At 40.3% G+C, this 17156-nt stretch carries 15 protein-coding genes, 1 tRNA gene, 3 rRNA genes, 1 other RNA gene and 1 other annotated feature; of the genes, 16 read left to right on the top strand and 4 right to left on the bottom strand.

Annotated elements, in window-relative coordinates:
* Together BTR25_RS25685 and rrf are read left to right on the top strand one after the other, a co-directional pair.
* Positions 1-161, top strand: a 23S ribosomal RNA gene (locus tag BTR25_RS25685); the annotation flags it as partial.
* Between the two features lie 216 nt (positions 162-377).
* Positions 378-494, top strand: a 5S ribosomal RNA gene (gene rrf / locus BTR25_RS25680).
* 238 nt (positions 495-732) lie between these two features.
* Here rrf and BTR25_RS25675 read toward each other — a convergent pair.
* Positions 733-1677: a YaaC family protein gene (locus BTR25_RS25675; protein ID WP_075690805.1), complete on the bottom strand. Its 945-nt coding sequence runs from the start codon at positions 1675-1677 to the stop codon at positions 733-735.
* A gap of 106 nt (positions 1678-1783) precedes the next feature.
* Between BTR25_RS25675 and guaB the strand changes: the two genes are divergently transcribed.
* The 6 genes from guaB (at position 1784) to BTR25_RS25645 (ending at position 8734) form a co-directional block, all read left to right on the top strand.
* Entirely contained in the window at positions 1784-3247 is a 1464-nt protein-coding gene (guaB, locus tag BTR25_RS25670) for an IMP dehydrogenase (RefSeq protein WP_075690804.1), read from the top strand.
* Positions 3248-3442: 195 nt separating this feature from the next.
* Entirely contained in the window at positions 3443-4750 is a 1308-nt protein-coding gene (locus tag BTR25_RS25665; protein ID WP_175596899.1) for a serine hydrolase, read from the top strand.
* Positions 4751-4918: 168 nt separating this feature from the next.
* Positions 4919-5800: a pyridoxal 5'-phosphate synthase lyase subunit PdxS gene (gene pdxS, locus BTR25_RS25660; RefSeq protein ID WP_075690802.1), complete on the top strand. Its 882-nt coding sequence runs from the start codon at positions 4919-4921 to the stop codon at positions 5798-5800.
* 299 nt (positions 5801-6099) lie between these two features.
* Positions 6100-6687: a pyridoxal 5'-phosphate synthase glutaminase subunit PdxT gene (gene pdxT / locus BTR25_RS25655; protein WP_075690801.1), complete on the top strand. Its 588-nt coding sequence runs from the start codon at positions 6100-6102 to the stop codon at positions 6685-6687.
* A gap of 51 nt (positions 6688-6738) precedes the next feature.
* Positions 6739-6960, top strand: a binding site (T-box leader).
* A 299-nt stretch (positions 6961-7259) separates the two neighbouring features.
* Positions 7260-8540 (top strand): serine--tRNA ligase, encoded by a 1281-nt coding sequence (serS, locus tag BTR25_RS25650; RefSeq protein ID WP_075690800.1) that lies wholly within the window; start codon positions 7260-7262, stop codon positions 8538-8540.
* A gap of 101 nt (positions 8541-8641) precedes the next feature.
* Positions 8642-8734, top strand: a tRNA-Ser gene (locus BTR25_RS25645).
* 251 nt (positions 8735-8985) lie between these two features.
* On the opposite strand, the gene BTR25_RS25640 is transcribed toward BTR25_RS25645, so the two are convergent.
* The 3 genes from BTR25_RS25640 to BTR25_RS25630 all read right to left on the bottom strand — a co-directional run bounded on the left by BTR25_RS25640 (position 8986) and on the right by BTR25_RS25630 (position 12000).
* Positions 8986-9687 carry a deoxynucleoside kinase gene (locus BTR25_RS25640; protein ID WP_217696988.1) on the bottom strand — a complete coding sequence of 234 codons (702 nt, stop codon included), beginning with the start codon at positions 9685-9687 and terminating at the stop codon, positions 8986-8988.
* A gap of 118 nt (positions 9688-9805) precedes the next feature.
* The gene (locus BTR25_RS25635) at positions 9806-10453 is read right to left on the bottom strand and encodes a deoxynucleoside kinase (protein ID WP_075690798.1); all 648 of its coding nucleotides are present in this window, start codon (positions 10451-10453) and stop codon (positions 9806-9808) included.
* Positions 10454-10713: 260 nt separating this feature from the next.
* On the bottom strand, positions 10714-12000 hold the full coding sequence (locus tag BTR25_RS25630; protein WP_075690797.1) for a LysM peptidoglycan-binding domain-containing protein: 1287 nt from the start codon (positions 11998-12000) through the stop codon (positions 10714-10716).
* A 117-nt stretch (positions 12001-12117) separates the two neighbouring features.
* Here BTR25_RS25630 and tadA point away from each other — a divergent pair, with 117 nt between their 5' ends.
* The 8 genes from tadA to BTR25_RS25590 form a co-directional block, all read left to right on the top strand.
* Complete coding sequence (gene tadA, locus BTR25_RS25625) at positions 12118-12612, top strand: tRNA adenosine(34) deaminase TadA (protein ID WP_075690796.1); 495 nt, start codon at positions 12118-12120, stop codon at positions 12610-12612.
* A 90-nt stretch (positions 12613-12702) separates the two neighbouring features.
* Positions 12703-12968, top strand: an RNA gene (ffs, locus tag BTR25_RS25620) — signal recognition particle sRNA large type.
* 131 nt (positions 12969-13099) lie between these two features.
* Complete coding sequence (gene dnaX, locus BTR25_RS25615; protein WP_075690795.1) at positions 13100-14785, top strand: DNA polymerase III subunit gamma/tau; 1686 nt, start codon at positions 13100-13102, stop codon at positions 14783-14785.
* Between the two features lie 19 nt (positions 14786-14804).
* Positions 14805-15122 (top strand): YbaB/EbfC family nucleoid-associated protein, encoded by a 318-nt coding sequence (locus tag BTR25_RS25610; protein ID WP_075690806.1) that lies wholly within the window; start codon positions 14805-14807, stop codon positions 15120-15122.
* Positions 15123-15241: 119 nt separating this feature from the next.
* Positions 15242-15838, top strand: coding sequence for a recombination mediator RecR (gene recR / locus BTR25_RS25605; protein WP_075690794.1), 597 nt, complete (start codon positions 15242-15244; stop codon positions 15836-15838).
* Between the two features lie 16 nt (positions 15839-15854).
* Entirely contained in the window at positions 15855-16073 is a 219-nt protein-coding gene (locus tag BTR25_RS25600; protein ID WP_075690793.1) for a YaaL family protein, read from the top strand.
* Positions 16074-16155: 82 nt separating this feature from the next.
* Positions 16156-16419, top strand: coding sequence for a pro-sigmaK processing inhibitor BofA family protein (locus tag BTR25_RS25595; RefSeq protein ID WP_075690792.1), 264 nt, complete (start codon positions 16156-16158; stop codon positions 16417-16419).
* 277 nt (positions 16420-16696) lie between these two features.
* Positions 16697-17156, top strand: a 16S ribosomal RNA gene (locus BTR25_RS25590); the annotation flags it as partial.

Raw genomic sequence — 17156 nt, 5'->3', positions numbered from 1 at the left:
TAAGTGCTGAAAGCATCTAAGCATGAAGCCCCCCTCAAGATGAGATTTCCCATAGCGCAAGCTAGTAAGAACCCTGAAAGATGATCAGGTTGATAGGTCAGAGGTGGAAGCGCGGTGACGTGTGGAGCTGACTGATACTAATCGTTCGAGGACTTAACCAAATAGAAAAGCGTAGGCGACTGTTCAACTCTGAGAGGCGTTGGAGGGSCGGCACTACAAATCCTTCACTTTGGATTTGTAGAGACGGACCGAAACGACAGAAGAGTTAGGAGCCAAAGCTGGACAAAACATAGCAATATGAGTAAGGTGAACTCGGTTTTACAAAACTTCTTCTACATTATCTAGTTTTGAGGGAATGAAACCTCAAACTAAAATAGTCTGGTAATTAAGGCGAGAAGGTCACACCCGTTCCCATACCGAACACGGAAGTTAAGCTTCTCAGCGCCGATGGTAGTTGGGGCAGGCGCCCCTGTGAGAGTAGGACGTTGCCAGGCAAATGAAAAGACAATCCTTAATAGGGTTGTCTTTTTTTTCAGTTGAGTAACGTAGCTAGGTTATTAGTGACCGCTTTGCCAGAGATATGTGTAAAAGAGGTCACTAAGAGCGTCGATAAGTAACCTCTTTGTTTAACAATTGTTCCGAACAGGTTACTTAAAGCTGTTATAGGTGTCGACTTTGAACACTATTTCCCTATAACAAGTAATTTATCATTGATCTTGTGATAATAAATAGTTATTCTCCCATCAAATACTCATAAATAAGAAATGGCCCCTTTTGAAGAGTATTCAACAAAAAAGAATAAATAAAAGGGTAGTCCCTATTAGGCATCATTTTGGTCAACTCGCTCCACCATTCTGTTTCATAACGGGCAATCATGCTCAAGTTATACAATAGTAAATAATGTATTAACAGTTCAGGATATAATAATAAATCACCTTTTTTCAGTGGAAGAACATAGCTATGTTTTTCTAAATCATATTTCAACGGTGAACTCGCATTAAAGGGAGTTCCGTTAAATGTAAATACTAATCCTTCTTCAGAAAACTCAATCTGGCTGTTCGATCTAGAGATTAAAAATTCCTTAAATCTGCTTTCAGTCATATGATACTGGTCTAAAATGTTTTCGGGTATTACCATTTGCCCATCTTGAGTATATATTTGGGTAAAAGTGCTAGCTCCCTCTTGTAGAGAGAATAGACCATTTAATTCAGGAATCTGTCTTAATAAATCTTCCATAATAACTTTTTCTCCTTCTAGTTGTTTCATGTGAAACAGCTTTTCAGAGATAAATGGGAAGAGTCCATTTTTTTGGATTTTAACCTCATCTTGAAAAAATTGGTAATTTTGCTTTTTTCTTTTTCTTGTTGATACTCCATGTGCAAGGACAGAGGTTGTTTCAGGATATGCTGGATCAACGGTCAAAACGCACGCTTTAATTAAATGTGCAAGGCCATAGAAAAGGAGGATGGGTTTTAAAATTAACGGTGCCTTTTCCGCCTGTTCATAATAAATTTGCCCATGTTCAAGATAATATAAAAATGGATAGCAATTTTCATAACTTTTTTGTTCAGCTTGATCAATATTTAATTTAGTGTATTTGTTTTTTAAATAGGCTTGGGAATACTCTGCAGAGAAGAAGCAGGTATAGCTATCCCAGCCCTTAAATTGAATAGCCAAGTTAAAATCTCCTTTTTCAGAAAAGTTAAATAAAAACATCTTCCTTGACAGTATTTTGTCCAATTGATAATCTACAATTAAAAAATTTTTCCTGGAGGCCATAAAAATGTGGGAGAGTAAGTTTGCAAAAGAAGGATTAACGTTTGATGATGTATTATTAATTCCGGGTAAGTCAGAAGTTTTACCGCGTGATGTAAGTCTTCAAGTGGAATTATCCCCTAAGGTAAAATTAAACATTCCTATTATTGCAGCTGGGATGGACACTGTAACAGAAGCAGAGATGGCAATTTCAATGGCCCGCCAAGGCGGATTAGGAGTTATTCATAAAAATATGACAATCGAGCAGCAAGCAGAGCAAGTTGAAAAGGTAAAAAGGTCTGAAAGTGGTGTTATTACTGATCCGTTCTACTTAACTCCCGAACATCAAGTTTATGATGCAGAACATTTAATGGGAAAATACCGAATCTCAGGTGTTCCGATTGTAAATAATTTAGATGAGCAAAGGTTAGTTGGAATAATAACCAATCGTGATTTAAGATTTATTCAAGACTATTCCTACAAGATCTCAGATGTCATGACAAAAGAGAACCTAGTTACGGCACCAGTTGGAACTACCTTAAAAGAGGCAGAAAAAATACTTCAGAAATATAAAATAGAAAAATTGCCGCTTGTTGATGAAAGAGGAGTCCTAAAAGGCCTAATTACGATTAAAGATATTGAAAAAGTAATTGAATTTCCGAACTCAGCAAAGGATAAACAAGGCAGGTTATTAGCAGGTGCAGCTGTTGGTGTTACGGCAGACACAATGAAGCGGGTTGATATGCTCGTTAAGGCTAATGTAGATGTCATTGTTATCGACACAGCCCATGGACATTCTAAAGGTGTTCTAGATACAGTCAAGGATATTAGAAGTGCTAACCCTGACATTACGATCATAGCTGGTAATGTTGCAACAGCCGAGGCAACGAAAGATTTGATTGAGGCAGGGGCAGATATTGTAAAGGTAGGTATTGGTCCAGGGTCAATTTGTACAACCAGAGTTGTTGCAGGTGTCGGAGTACCTCAAATCACAGCCGTGTATGACTGTGCTACAGAGGCTCGTAAGCATGGTAAGGCGATTATTGCAGACGGAGGGATAAAATACTCTGGTGATATCGTCAAAGCCCTAGCAGCAGGCGGACATGCAGTTATGCTCGGAAGTTTATTAGCAGGTGTTTCGGAGAGCCCAGGTGAAACAGAAATTTTCCAAGGCCGCCGCTTTAAGGTTTATCGTGGAATGGGCTCAGTAGCTGCGATGGAAAAAGGATCTAAGGACCGCTACTTCCAAGAAGACAATAAAAAGTTTGTCCCAGAAGGTATTGAAGGCAGGATCCCATATAAGGGCCCTCTAGCAGACACAATTTATCAGCTTATTGGCGGAATCCGTTCAGGGATGGGATACTGCGGTACTGCGAATTTGGACGATTTAAGAAATAATGCGCAATTTATTAAAATGACAGGTGCAGGTTTAAGAGAGAGTCATCCTCATGATGTTCAAATCACAAAGGAAGCTCCAAACTACTCACTATAGTACAGGTATGGCAGAGGGAATCATTTTCCCTCTGTTTTTGTTATTTATTTTAATAGAAAAAGATAGGTATTTCCTCTGTCTATGATTTGCTGCCTAGTTATGTTAAAATAACCAAGGTGTAATAATTCGTTGGAGGGCATAACAGTGAACAAACATTTTTATCGAAAGCTATTTGCCAGTTCGTTGGCAGTGATTATGTTTTTTAGCCTTTTTACTGGCTTTAATAGAGCCGAGGCAGAGGCAGCATTAAATGTGAATGCTGACGGAGCAATTTTGATAGATGCCGAAACAGGCAAAGTTTTATATGAAAAAGATGCTGATAGTGTACTAGGAATTGCAAGTATGACCAAAATGATGTCAGAATATATTTTCCTAGAGGCAATAAAAAACGGTGATGTTAAGTGGGATCAAGAATATTCCGTTAGTGAGCTTGTTTATAAAATTTCGCAAAATCGAGCTCTTTCGAATGTACCATTAAGAGCAGACGGTAAATATACAGTTCAGGAATTATATGAAGCAATGGTGATCTATTCTGCTAACGCCGCAACGATTGCACTTGCAGAAGTCATTGCCGGTTCAGAAACAAATTTTGTGAAGATGATGAATGATAAAGCAGCAGAACTAGGTTTAAAGGATTATAAGTTTGTTAACTCGACTGGTTTAAACAATAAAGATTATCAAGGCCAACACCCGCAAGGGACAGAGGCTAGTGATGAAAATGTAATGTCTGCGCGAAGTGTTGCTGGACTAGCCTTACATTTGATTACAGATTTTCCGGATGTTCTAACTACAGCCAGCACCCCTAAAAAGAATTTTAGAGAGGGCACAGATGACGAAATCAAAATGGAAAACTGGAATTGGATGCTTCCAAGTCTAGTTTATGGCTATGAAGGAATGGACGGGCTTAAAACAGGAACTACCGATTTTGCGGGATACTGTTTTGCTGGAACGGCCTTACGTGATGGTAAGAGATATATCACAGTTGTTCAAAATGCAAAGGATTCTAATGGCAACGGAAGCTATAAAGCTCGTTTTGATGAAACACGTAGAATGATGGATTATGCCTTCAGTAATTTTTCTTTAGAAGAAATTATTCCGAAGAATTATCAAGTTAAAGGAAATAAAACTCTTCCTGTCTTAAAAGGAAAAGAAGATAAGGTGAAAATTCACACTGAATCAGCAATTAATCTAGTAGTAGCTGCAGGTGAGAAAGAAAATTATCAGCCTGTGCTTGTTTTAGATAAAGATAAAATCAATAAAAATGGCGAATTGACAGCCCCTGTTAAAAAAGGTGATAAAGTTGGCTATTTAACAATTGAATCTAAAACAGGAGATAAACTAAGCTTTGTTAATGATGAAGGGCAAAAGAGCATCCAAGTAGATGTGATTGCTGCAGAAGATGTAGAGAAATCAAACTGGTTTGTCTTAATGATGAGAGGAATTGGCGGCTTCTTTGGAGACCTTTGGAGCGGTGTTTCTTCAACGGTTAAAGGTTGGTTTTAAGTAGATAGGAAATATTTAACAGAGGATTCCTGGCTTGACAGGAATCCTTTTTTGTTGCTTTAATGTCTTTATGGAAACAATCGAATTCCGATTGAATAACTAAAAATTTCCTACATATAACTACCATTATTTGAAAATTACTAAAATAAAAATAAAGGGGGATTTGAAATGAAAACAGGTACGGATCGTGTAAAAAGAGGTATGGCAGAAATGCAAAAGGGTGGCGTCATTATGGATGTCATCAATGCGGAACAGGCAAAAATTGCTGAAGAGGCTGGTGCAGTAGCCGTAATGGCATTAGAGCGTGTACCTTCAGATATCCGTGCAGCTGGTGGGGTTGCTAGAATGGCAGACCCTAGAATAATGGAAGAGGTACTTAATGCGGTTTCAATCCCAGTCATGGCAAAGGCGAGAATTGGCCATATTGTTGAGGCTCGTATACTTGAAGCTATGGGCGTAGATTATATTGATGAGAGTGAAGTATTAACTCCAGCAGATGAAGAATATCATCTTTATAAAAAAGACTTCACAGTTCCATTTGTTTGCGGCTGTCGTGACCTTGGCGAGGCTGCCCGCAGGATTGGTGAAGGAGCTTCAATGCTTCGTACAAAAGGAGAGCCTGGAACAGGTAATATCGTTGAAGCAGTCCGTCATATCCGCAAGGTGAATGGACAGGTTCGCAAAGTCGTAGGGATGAATGAAGATGAACTGATGACTGAAGCGAAGTTACTAGGTGCACCTTTCGAATTACTTCTTGAAATCAAGCGTCTCGGCCGTCTTCCAGTCGTGAACTTCGCCGCTGGTGGTGTGGCAACTCCGGCAGATGCAGCCTTAATGATGGAGTTAGGAGCTGATGGAGTATTTGTAGGATCTGGTATTTTCAAGTCAGAAAATCCTGCAAAGTTTGCAAGAGCTATTGTTGAAGCTACTACTCATTACAAAGACTACAAGCTAATTGTTGAGCTTTCTAAAAACCTTGGTACGCCAATGAAAGGTATCGAAATCTCATCACTAGCTCCAGAAGCACGCATGCAAGAGCGTGGCTGGTAGAAAGAAAAGCGGAGAGCACCTGGTTATCGGAGACAGGCATAAGACGAGACGGCTAGAAGGTTGCTCTTTAACCTTCTGGACGGATTGGCTTATGACCCAAGCCGATGGGTGCTCGGAGCTAGAAGAAAGAAAAGCGGAGAGCACCCGGTTATCGCCGTATGGGCTGGACCGCTCCGAATGAGATAAAGGAAACACGAAGCGCGTTTTTTGCGCTTCGATGTTGACTTATCGAGGTGAGGAGAGGGAAGCCCACTAGGCGATGGTGCTCGGAGCTAGACAGAAAGAAAAGGGGCATTTATATGGTTAAAGTAGGTGTACTAGCCTTACAAGGTGCAGTCCGTGAACATATAAAGTCTGTGGAAGCATGTGGTGCAGAAGGAATAGCCATTAAACGAAAAGAAGAATTAAAGGAAGTAGATGGGCTCATTCTGCCTGGCGGAGAAAGTACTGCCATGCGCCGCTTAATCGATAAATATGATTTTATGGATGCACTTAAAGAATTTGCAAGTGAAGGAAAGCCGATGTTCGGCACATGTGCAGGGCTTATTCTCTTGGCAAAAAACCTTAATGGACATGAACCACATATTGGTGTGATGGACATTACGGTCGAACGCAATTCCTTTGGACGGCAGGTTGATAGCTTCGAGGCTGACCTCGATATCAAAGACGTAGCTGAAAACTTCCCTGCTGTATTTATTCGTGCACCGCATATTGTTGAAGCTGGAGCAGAAGTGGAAGTTCTTTCAAAGCACAACGACCGCATCGTTGCGGCACGGGAAGGACAGTTTTTAGGCTGCTCCTTTCATCCGGAGTTAACAGATAGTCATGACCTTACCGCCTACTTCATTAAAATGGTGAAAGAATCAAAAGCAAAGCAGCTTGTATAATTTGGTTGCATTAGGTAAAAAATTATAGTAAATTAATAAGCAAATAATATTGTTAAAGCTATGAGAGGAAATAGTAACAAGAAATTCATACTAAAGAGAGCCGATGGGTGGTGGAAATCGGTGTTTGAAGCTTGTGAATCCCTCCTCGAGTAAGGTATGGAACGCCTTTTAGGGTCAGTAAGTACTTTCGGGTCAAAACCGTTAATTTTTTTCAAGGTGGACAGACTATATCTGTCAACCAGGGTGGTAACGCGGGTAACTCTCGTCCCTGTTTTTCAGGGGCGGGAGTTTTTTTATTTTTAGGCTGTGTTAAACTAGGCTGTTGATTTACGCTACAGGCGCTATGCTTTCCGCGGGCTCGCCCGTGAGCCTATTACAGCTTCGCACCTGTGGGGTCTCACTCAGCTCGTACATCCCGTAGGACAAGGAAGGCTACGGTAGCGAAACATCGCACGAAGAAAATGTGATTTTCATTTTCGATGAGTCAAGCGCCTTTCACTCCAATCAACAGGTTCTAAAATCAACAGTATCCATTAACACAGCCTATTTTTATGGAAAAGGAGATGTAAACAGTGCTTGATATTAAAGTATTAAGAACCAATTTTGCAGAAGTAAAGAAAAAGCTTCAGCATCGCGGAGAGGATTTAACAGACCTTGGTAAATTTGAAGATCTTGATCAACGCCGCCGCGACTTAATTGTTGAAGCAGAACAATTAAAAAGTAAACGAAATGAGGTTTCTCAACAAGTTGCTGTACTTAAGCGTGAAAAAGCAAATGCTGATCATTTAATTTTAGAAATGCGTGAAGTAGGGGAACAAATTAAAGTTTTAGATGATGAGCTCCGCGAAGTAGAGGAAACACTTGAATTGTTGTTATTAAGCATTCCGAACATCCCACATGATAGTGTTCCGATTGGTGAATCAGAAGATGATAATGTGGAGATTAGAAAATGGGGCGAGGTACGCGCCTTCGAATTCGAAGCAAAGCCGCACTGGGACGTTGCGGATCACTTAGGTATTCTTGATTTTGAACGTGCGGGCAAGGTTACCGGCAGCCGTTTCGTATTTTATAAGGGGCTTGGAGCTCGCCTCGAGCGTGCCCTAATGAACTTTATGCTTGATCTTCATGTTGATGAGCATGGCTATAAAGAGATTCTGCCGCCGTATATGGTGAACCGTGCGAGCATGACTGGAACTGGCCAGCTGCCAAAATTTGAAGAGGATGCGTTTTTAATTGAAGGTGAAGATTACTTCTTAATTCCAACTGCTGAGGTGCCTGTCACCAATCTACACCGAGATGAAATATTATCTGGGAATGAACTTCCAATACGCTTTGCGGCTTACAGCGCATGTTTCCGCTCTGAAGCAGGATCTGCAGGGCGTGACACAAGAGGCTTGATTCGTCAGCATCAGTTTAATAAAGTTGAATTAGTGAAATTTGTTAAGCCGGAAGATTCTTATGAGGAACTTGAAAAGCTAACGAAGGACGCAGAGAAGGTTTTACAGCTGCTTGAATTGCCATACCGTGTATTAAGTATGTGTACAGGGGACCTTGGGTTCACTGCTGCTAAAAAGTACGATATTGAAGTTTGGATTCCTAGCTATGGTACATACCGTGAGATTTCTTCTTGCAGTAATTTTGAAGCCTTCCAAGCACGCCGTGCAAATATTCGTTTCCGACGTGATCTAAAAGCAAAGCCAGAGCATGTCCACACACTTAATGGCTCTGGGCTTGCTCTTGGAAGAACGGTAGCAGCTATCCTAGAAAATTATCAGCAAGCAGATGGCAGTGTAGCTATTCCAAAGGCTCTGCGTCCATATATGGGAAACCGAGAGTCTATTAGACCAGAATAATCAACCTGCTTTTCAGGGCAGACTAAGCTCTGTCCTGAAAAAAATGTTTTTAATATGTTGACATGGTTATTGTTTTTTGATATATTATTTTTTGTTGATACGGAGGAATACCCAAGTCCGGCTGAAGGGATCGGTCTTGAAAACCGACAGGCGGGTTACACCGCGCGGGGGTTCGAATCCCTCTTCCTCCGCCATCTATTTTAAAAACAATGAACTATCGCGCATAAAACCTGGAGATAAAATCCACTACAAGCAATTGTAGTGGATTTTTTTTATTCTTTTATACTTGTCCAGCTACAGCGCCCAAAGGCTAATGTCCTTTGCTCTTTCACTGTCAATATCCGATTGCTCCGCTCTCTGTGATTCCTTTATTCCAGTCGAAGCGCTCCATGCCATATGCTCGTTAAACGGAGATTCGCTTTTCTAATAAAAAACACATACTGGCTTAGCCAATATGTGCTTTAGTCAAATTTAGTATTTCAGCTAATCTTTCATCAACCTCATGGCAAACTCGGACAGCATCCTCTTTTCGCTTCACGACATCTGTATGGTCCATATCAATGATCAATACCTCGCTAGCATTATAATGATTGATTACCCAATCATCATAACCCTTCCACACTTCGAAATAATATTCCTTTAATTCAGGATTGATTTCAAAGCTTCTGCCTCGTGCCATAATTCGATCAATAACAGTATCAAATGAACCCTTAAGATAAACCATTAGGTCCGGAGCTTTCTTTGGTAGTTCATTTAACTCTTCCATCATGTTCTCAACAAGGTCCTCATAAATTTTAAACTCAAGATCTGAGATTCTTCCGAGGTTTTTATTAACGTATGCAAAGTACCAATCTTCATAGATTGAACGGTCCTGAATGGTGTAAATTGGTTCTTTCCAGCTTACACAGTCCTTTACTGTTTTAAAACGTTTATTTAAGAAGAATAACTGTAATAAAAACGGAATTCTTTTAGCATCTAACTCTTCAGGTGTTAATTCATAATAAAGAGGAAGGATTGGATTATCATCAACCGCTTCATAAAAAACTTTACTCTCTATTCCTTTACTGCGAAAGTGGGTATTTAATGTATCTGCCACACTTGTTTTACCTAAACCAATCATACCACCAATAACGATACTCACTAACATCCCCCAATTCTTATCTCGGCTGATAGTAAGTATAAAATTTCGCAGAAATTTTATACTACTATTACGCATAAGTACAACTACGCCTCTGTCTACGCCCTAGGCTTGCCAATCGGCGAGTTTACTTTATGTTTGTCGTGCTGTTATTCTTTAACGATCGTGTAAGTTTTTCAATTATATATTCTAAATCTGCTCCATTTTTTACAAAATCTAGTTCGTCGCCGTTAAAACGGAGAACAGGTATCTCAGGATGTGTATGTTCAAAGCTCGTTATGGCTTGTTCATAATCAATTGATAATTGCTCTAAATATAAGGGACTGATGTTTTTTTCTACTTCTCGTCCTCTGATTTTTATTCTATCTAACAGCGTATCAAGACTTGCATTTAGATAAATAATGACATTAGGCCTCGGCATATCTTTTGTCAGAATTTGATAAATTTCATAGTACTTTTTGTACTCATCAGAACTTAATGTCCGTTGTGCAAAGATTAAGTTTTTAAAAACATGATAGTCAGCAACTACAGACTTATTTTTACTTAAATACTGACTATTAATATCCCCTAATTGCTTATAGCGATTGCAGAGAAAAAACATTTCCGTTTGGAAACTCCATTCCTCAATATTGTCATAAAACTTCCCCAAAAATGGATTTTCATCTACGATCTCTCTTAATAACGCAAAATTGAAATGCTCAGAAATGGCTTTTGCGAGAGATGTCTTGCCTACACCAATTGGCCCTTCAACGGTAATAAAGGGTATTTCCCCCATTGCATGTCCTCCTTCTCCACTGCCTGCAATTTCTATGTGATCCAGTAGAAACTGATATACGTTTTTAGTGAAAGTTGTCCAGTTAAGAGCCAATTTTCAGCTCCCTTGATTGACACAAAGATTATTTTATCATAATCTTTCACAGGAAGGGATATGGAAATTATAGAAGAAATAAATTTCATGTCGAATATACGAAAAAACTGCCGAATTACGGCAGTTTTTAGATGTAAATTTTTATCCCCCACTGATGGAAGTCCATTTTATGAACGTTTTACCACATCAAAATTATCGACAATAAGAAGCCAATTTTGAGGGAAAGCCAAACCAAGCTTCCAGTAACTCATTCCTCTAAGATTGAGCTCTTTCACTAAATTAAACTTCGCTTGAATGGAACGGGCATCTTCGAACCATACTTCATGCTGCTTGCCTTCTGCATCTGTATAGGTAAAGAAGGGAGCTTGTGCTTTTGTATTATATTGAATCGCTACATTGTTAGCAGCTGCTATCTCAATCGCTTGCTGAGGGCTCACAGCTTTTGCTACTGATCCTTGAACAAATGGAAGTGTCCAATCATATCCGTATAGATTCTGCCCCATCATAATTTTATTAGCGGGCATTTCGGTTAGGGCATATTCAACTACTCTGCGAACTTGATCTATAGGGGATACTGCCATAGCGGGTCCTCCGCTATAGCCCCATTCGTAAGTCATAATCACGACAAAGTCTGCAATTTCACCATGTGCCCGATAATCATGTGCTTCGTACCATTCACCTTTTTGAGTCGCACTTGTTTTTGGAGCAAGAGCGGTTGACATTAACCAGCCTTCAGCTTGAAATCTAGCCTTAGCTTTTCTTAAGAAGGTATTATAGGCTTCACGATCTGCAGGACGTAAAAATTCAAAGTCAAAATGAATATCTTTAAAACCATATTTCTTTGCAGTAGTGACAATGTTGTTTAAGAAGCGGTCCTGAATCGTAATATCATTTAATAAGATGCGGCCTAATTCATCACTAAACTGATCTTCTTCTTGATTATCTACTACCATCATAAGAGTATTCTGATTAGCTCTAGCAATTGCCGGAAGATTATTTAATGGCGGCTCCCTTAAAGAGCCATCACGAAGAGCATGAAAGCTAAAGGGTGCTAAGTAGGTTAAGTATGGTGCGGCTTCACGTGCACTTTCTTCTAAGGCAGGTGCAACGGTTGTGCCACGAGGCTCGACATAGGCATTGAATTCTGCTCTAGTTTTGGGCCTTTGCGGTATATAAAGACGCAAGCCAACACGAAGAGGCTGATTTGTCTGAAGCTGATTGATTTCGGCTAATTGTTGGTAGGGTATTCCTACTTTTTGTGAAATAGACCATAAACTGTCACCAGACTGTACATAATAGAAGCTACCGACTATGGGTATTACCATTGCTTGACCAACGACTAGATTATTTGGATTGGGGATATCATTTGCTTCTACAATATCATTAACAGTTGTTTGATAAGCTCTTGCAATGGTGGTTAATGATTCATTCCGCTGAACAACATGAATCTGCATTTTTCTTCCCCCCTAAAATACGCTACATCCATTTTATGAGAGAGAGTAGAGATTGATGATGAATAATTACTATTTTTTATAAGTTAACTACTTAAATAAGGCAGGCGGTCTAAATTAATGTTTGAACTAAATCAAGATGAATACTATATGAAAGAAGCAATTAAGGAAGCAAGGAAAGCTGAAGAATTTGCCGAGGTACCAATCGGAGCAGTCATTGTATTGGATGGAAAAATCATCTCAAGGGCACATAATCTAAGGGAAACAGAGCAAACAGCAGTAGCACACGCGGAGCTAATTGCAATTGACCGTGCCTGTAAGGCAGTAGGGTCTTGGCGGCTTGAAAATGCGACAATGTATGTCACCCTAGAGCCCTGTCCAATGTGTTCCGGTGCAATTATATTATCAAGAGTAAAAAGAGTTGTTTATGGTGCAGCAGACCCTAAAGGGGGCTGTGCCGGGACATTTATGAATTTATTGCAGGATGAAAGGTTTAATCATCAAAGTGAAGTGACGAGCGGAGTGTTAGCAGAGGAATGCGGACAATTGTTATCAAACTTTTTCCGTAATCTTCGAGAGAGAAGGAAATTACAAAGGAAAAACAATTTACAATAATTTACAAACAATAACAATTGATTTTTTCATGGATTATTAGTATACTAAAAAAGCGTCAGATAGACGCACTACCATTTGGTATCAACTTTGCCGTGCTAGGCGGGGAGGTAGCGGTGCCCTGTACTCGCAATCCGCTCTAGCGAGGCTGAATCCCTTCCTGAGGCTGCACGTCCTGTAGGGTCCGGCTTAAGTAAGTGGTGTTGACGCCCGGGTCCTGCGCAATGGGAATCCATGAACCATGTCAGGTCCGGAAGGAAGCAGCATTAAGTGGAAGCTCCCATGTGCCGCAGGGTTGCCTGGGCCGAGCTAACTGCTTAAGCAGCGCCTATGGGCGTCAGTCGACGGAAGGTGCACGGCAGTTTATATTAGAAATCAACTCATCTCCACTGGAGATGAGTTTTTTCGTATTACCTGAGAATACACTTTGGAAAATAGAAAATGATACGTTATAATAAGAAGGATGAAATATTGAAGGGGGCTGTTGTTTTTGGCATATCAAGCTTTATATCGTGTTTGGCGTCCTCAGCAGTTTTTTGATGTAGTAGGACAAGAACATGTAACCAAAACATTGCAGAACGCCCTGCTTCAACAAAAAATCTCTCATGCCTATCTATTTAATGGGCCCAGAGGAACGGGGAAAACAAGTGCTGCGAAAATTTTAGCAAAAGCAGTCAATTGTGAAAGATCACCGGTTTCGGAGCCATGTAATGAATGTGATTCTTGTAAGGGTATTACGAATGGGACAATATCAGATGTGTTAGAGTTTGACGCAGCTTCCAATTCTCGTGTAGAGGAAATGAGAGATGTCTTGGATAAGGTGAAATTTGCTCCAACGGCTGTTAACTACAAGGTCTATATCATTGATGAAGTACATATGCTGTCGATCAGTGCATTTAATGCCTTGTTAAAAACCTTGGAGGAACCGCCTAAGCATGTCATCTTCATATTAGCCACGACAGAGCCTCATAAGATACCATTAACGATTATCTCACGGTGTCAGCGTTTTGATTTCAGACGTATTACAGCACAATCGATGGTTAATCGAATGAAGTTAATCGTCGATGAAACGGGCGTGACTTGTGATGACGTAGCATTGCAGTTAATTGCCCGAGCTGCAGAAGGCGGGATGCGGGATGCCTTAAGTCTTTTAGATCAGGCAATCTCCTTTAGCCAGGAACGAGTAACGGTTGAAGATGCTCTGACTGTAACAGGGTCCGTTTCAATGGGGTTTTTGAATAAGCTCGCAAGGTCTGTTCAAGAAAAGGACGTAGCCAGCGGTTTAGAAGCTTTGGGAGAACTCTTATTTCATGGGAAAGATCCTGCGCGTTTTATAGAGGATTTCATATTATATTATCGTGACATGTTGCTTTATAAAACGGCACCAAATCTTGAAGAGTCATTAGAAAGAGTTATGCTCGATGAAGAGTTCCGAACTATTTCTGAATTCGTTCCTTATGAACAAATTTACCAGTTAATTGATTTACTGAATAAAACACAGCAGGAAATGCGTTGGACAAACCATCCAAGGATCTTTTTAGAGGTAGCGATCGTTAAGTTGTGTCAAATTGAAAGCAAACAAGGTGAGCAGGCCTCGTCAGAACAAATATCTCAATTGCTTGCAAAAGTTGACCAGCTTGAGCAAGAACTCCAGCAATTAAAGGTAACAGGCGTTGCCATTTCACAAGAAACCGCGGCACCTGCTGGGAAGCCTGCTCAAAGGACATCAAGGAAGGGCTTCCAGCCTCAGGTCGGAAAGATAAACGAAGTATTAAAGAGTGCAACAAAAAATGATTTGAATAAGCTTAAAGGCAAATGGGGCGAAATGAGAGCTAGACTAATGAAATCGCATGCAGCCCTATTAAATGAAGCTGAGCCAGCTGCGGCTTCGGCAAATGCATTTATTTTAAAATTCAAGCATGAAATTCACTGCCAGATGGCAATGGATAACAGTCGTTTTGTTGAAACTGTTACACAGGCCCTGCAAGAACTAACTGGTAACAGGTATGCAGTATTAGGTGTACCTGAAGACCAGTGGCTAACCATTCGAGAAAGCTTTTTAAATAGCAGCCAAACAGATAGCGGAGAAGTTTCAGGATCTCAGCCAGAGGAAGAACCGCATATTGCTGAGGCAAAAAGTTTGTTTGGTGCTGAGTTTGTAGAAATTATTGACTAATTATTGGAGGTAATGAATGATGCGTGGTGGTATGGGAAATATGCAAAATATGATGAAACAAATGCAGAAAATGCAAAAGAAGATGGCAGAGGCACAAGAAGAATTAGGACAGCAAAAAATTGAAGGTACAGCAGGCGGCGGTATGGTGACTGTTGTGGTTACTGGTCATAAAGAAGTAGTAGATGTAATCATTAAACCTGAAGCAGTAGATCCTGACGATGTAGAAATGCTTCAAGATTTAGTGCTAGCTGCAACAAATGATGCCCTTAAAAAGGTAGAAGAGTTAACAAACAATACGATGGGCCAATTTACAAAAGGAATGAATCTTCCATTTTAGTAAGGTGGGCTCCAGTGCCTAGGTCTTCGAGGTCGCTTGGGTCCTGCCGTTTATAGGCGGACCCAAGCAACTGTCGCCCTGACAAAGGCGCTTATGTTTTTCGAGGAGATGACTGAAAAATGCATTATCCTGAACCAATCTCTAAGCTAATTGATAGCTTTATGAAGTTGCCAGGTATCGGCCCAAAAACTGCCGCTCGTCTGGCTTTTTTTATTTTAAGTATGAAGGAGGATACTGTTCTTGATTTTGCAAAAGCGTTAGTTAATGCAAAACGGAACTTAACCTATTGCTCCGTCTGTGGACATATAACGGATCAAGACCCATGTTATATTTGCGAGGATGTACGAAGAGACAAAAGTATTGTATGTGTAGTTCAAGATCCAAAAGACGTAATAGCTATGGAAAAGATGAAGGAATTTAATGGGCTGTATCATGTCTTGCACGGGGCAATCTCTCCGATGGATGGAATAGGTCCTGAGGATATAAATATTCCTGACTTATTAAAACGTCTCCAGGACGAAACAGTACAAGAGGTAATATTAGCTACTAATCCCAATATTGAGGGAGAGGCTACCGCAATGTATATTTCACGTTTGTTAAAACCTTCAGGAATTAAGACAACTAGAATTGCCCATGGCCTTCCTGTAGGCGGGGATCTTGAATATGCTGATGAAGTAACTTTATCAAAAGCGATAGAAGGCCGCAGAGAATTATAAATCGGGGGAATTAGCTATGTTTTTTCGCCGTAAAGGATGGCTGCGAAAAGAGTTTGATGAAAAGCTCTTAATGCAGTTAAGTGAACATAAAGATCATTGGCAAAATCAAAAGCAATTATTAGATAGAAGTTTTGATCCCTCGGAAGAAGCAATCTGTCAGACAAAAATTGCAGAAGTAAAATACTTTTTTCTATTAAAAGAAGCAAAACATCGAAATGTAAGAATAAATAGGTAAAGAAAAGCTATCCCGATAGGTCTATTTTTAATAACTTGTACATAACTTGTAATTAAAAAGGACCTTAAGGGGGATAGCTTTTTTGGAACCAATTGTTGTTATTTCTATACTAGGCGGTCTAATTTTGATGATGTTATTCTTTGGAGCTCCTTTTAAACCAGTAAGGTTTGTTGGCCAAGCTGTTATTAAATTATTGATTGGGGCGTTATTTTTGTTCTTCCTGAATGCGGCAGGTAATAGTGTAGGGATTCATGTTCCAATCAATTTTGCTACATCAGCCGTTTCGGGTTTTCTAGGGATTCCAGGGTTATTTGCGTTAGTTGCTATTCAAACATGGATACTGTGATTTATTGCCGCTGGATAACAGCGGTTAATTTTTTTTGAAAATACTATTGACCAATCTATTAATCTAATGTAATATATGAAAAGTCGTCGCAAGCAACTTATCTTATTTTAAAAAGTTGTTGACATGGACGGTGGTTAATGATATATTAATAAAGTCGCTTTTGGGTGATGAGGTAAAAATTGATCTTTGAAAACTAAACAAACAAAAATGTCAACAAATAATATTTTTCGTTTCTTGATTGAAATGAAGCCAACGTAACAAATGAGCTATATCAACTTTCATGGAGAGTTTGATCCTGGCTCAGGACGAACGCTGGCGGCGTGCCTAATACATGCAAGTCGAGCGAATCCTGAGGTGCTTGCACCTCTTGGTTAGCGGCGGACGGGTGAGTAACACGTGGGCAACCTGCCTGTAAGACTGGGATAACATCGGGAAACCGATGCTAATACCGGATAATCCCTTTCCTCTCATGAGGAAAAGCTGAAAGTCGGCTTCTCGCTGACACTTACAGATGGGCCCGCGGCGCATTAGCTAGTTGGTGAGGTAACGGCTCACCAAGGCGACGATGCGTAGCCGACCTGAGAGGGTGATCGGCCACACTGGGACTGAGACACGGCCCAGACTCCTACGGGAGGCAGCAGTAGGGAATCTTCCGCAATGGACGAAAGTCTGACGGAGCAACGCCGCGTGAACGATGAAGGCCTTCGGGTCGTAAAGTTCTGTTGTTAGGGAAGAAC

It is taken from the genome of Bacillus sp. MRMR6 (assembly GCF_001940785.1).
Lineage (GTDB): Bacteria > Bacillota > Bacilli > Bacillales > Cytobacillaceae > Neobacillus.
Note: the sequence above shows the minus strand (reverse complement) of the source record. Positions and strands in the feature narration are given on the sequence as shown.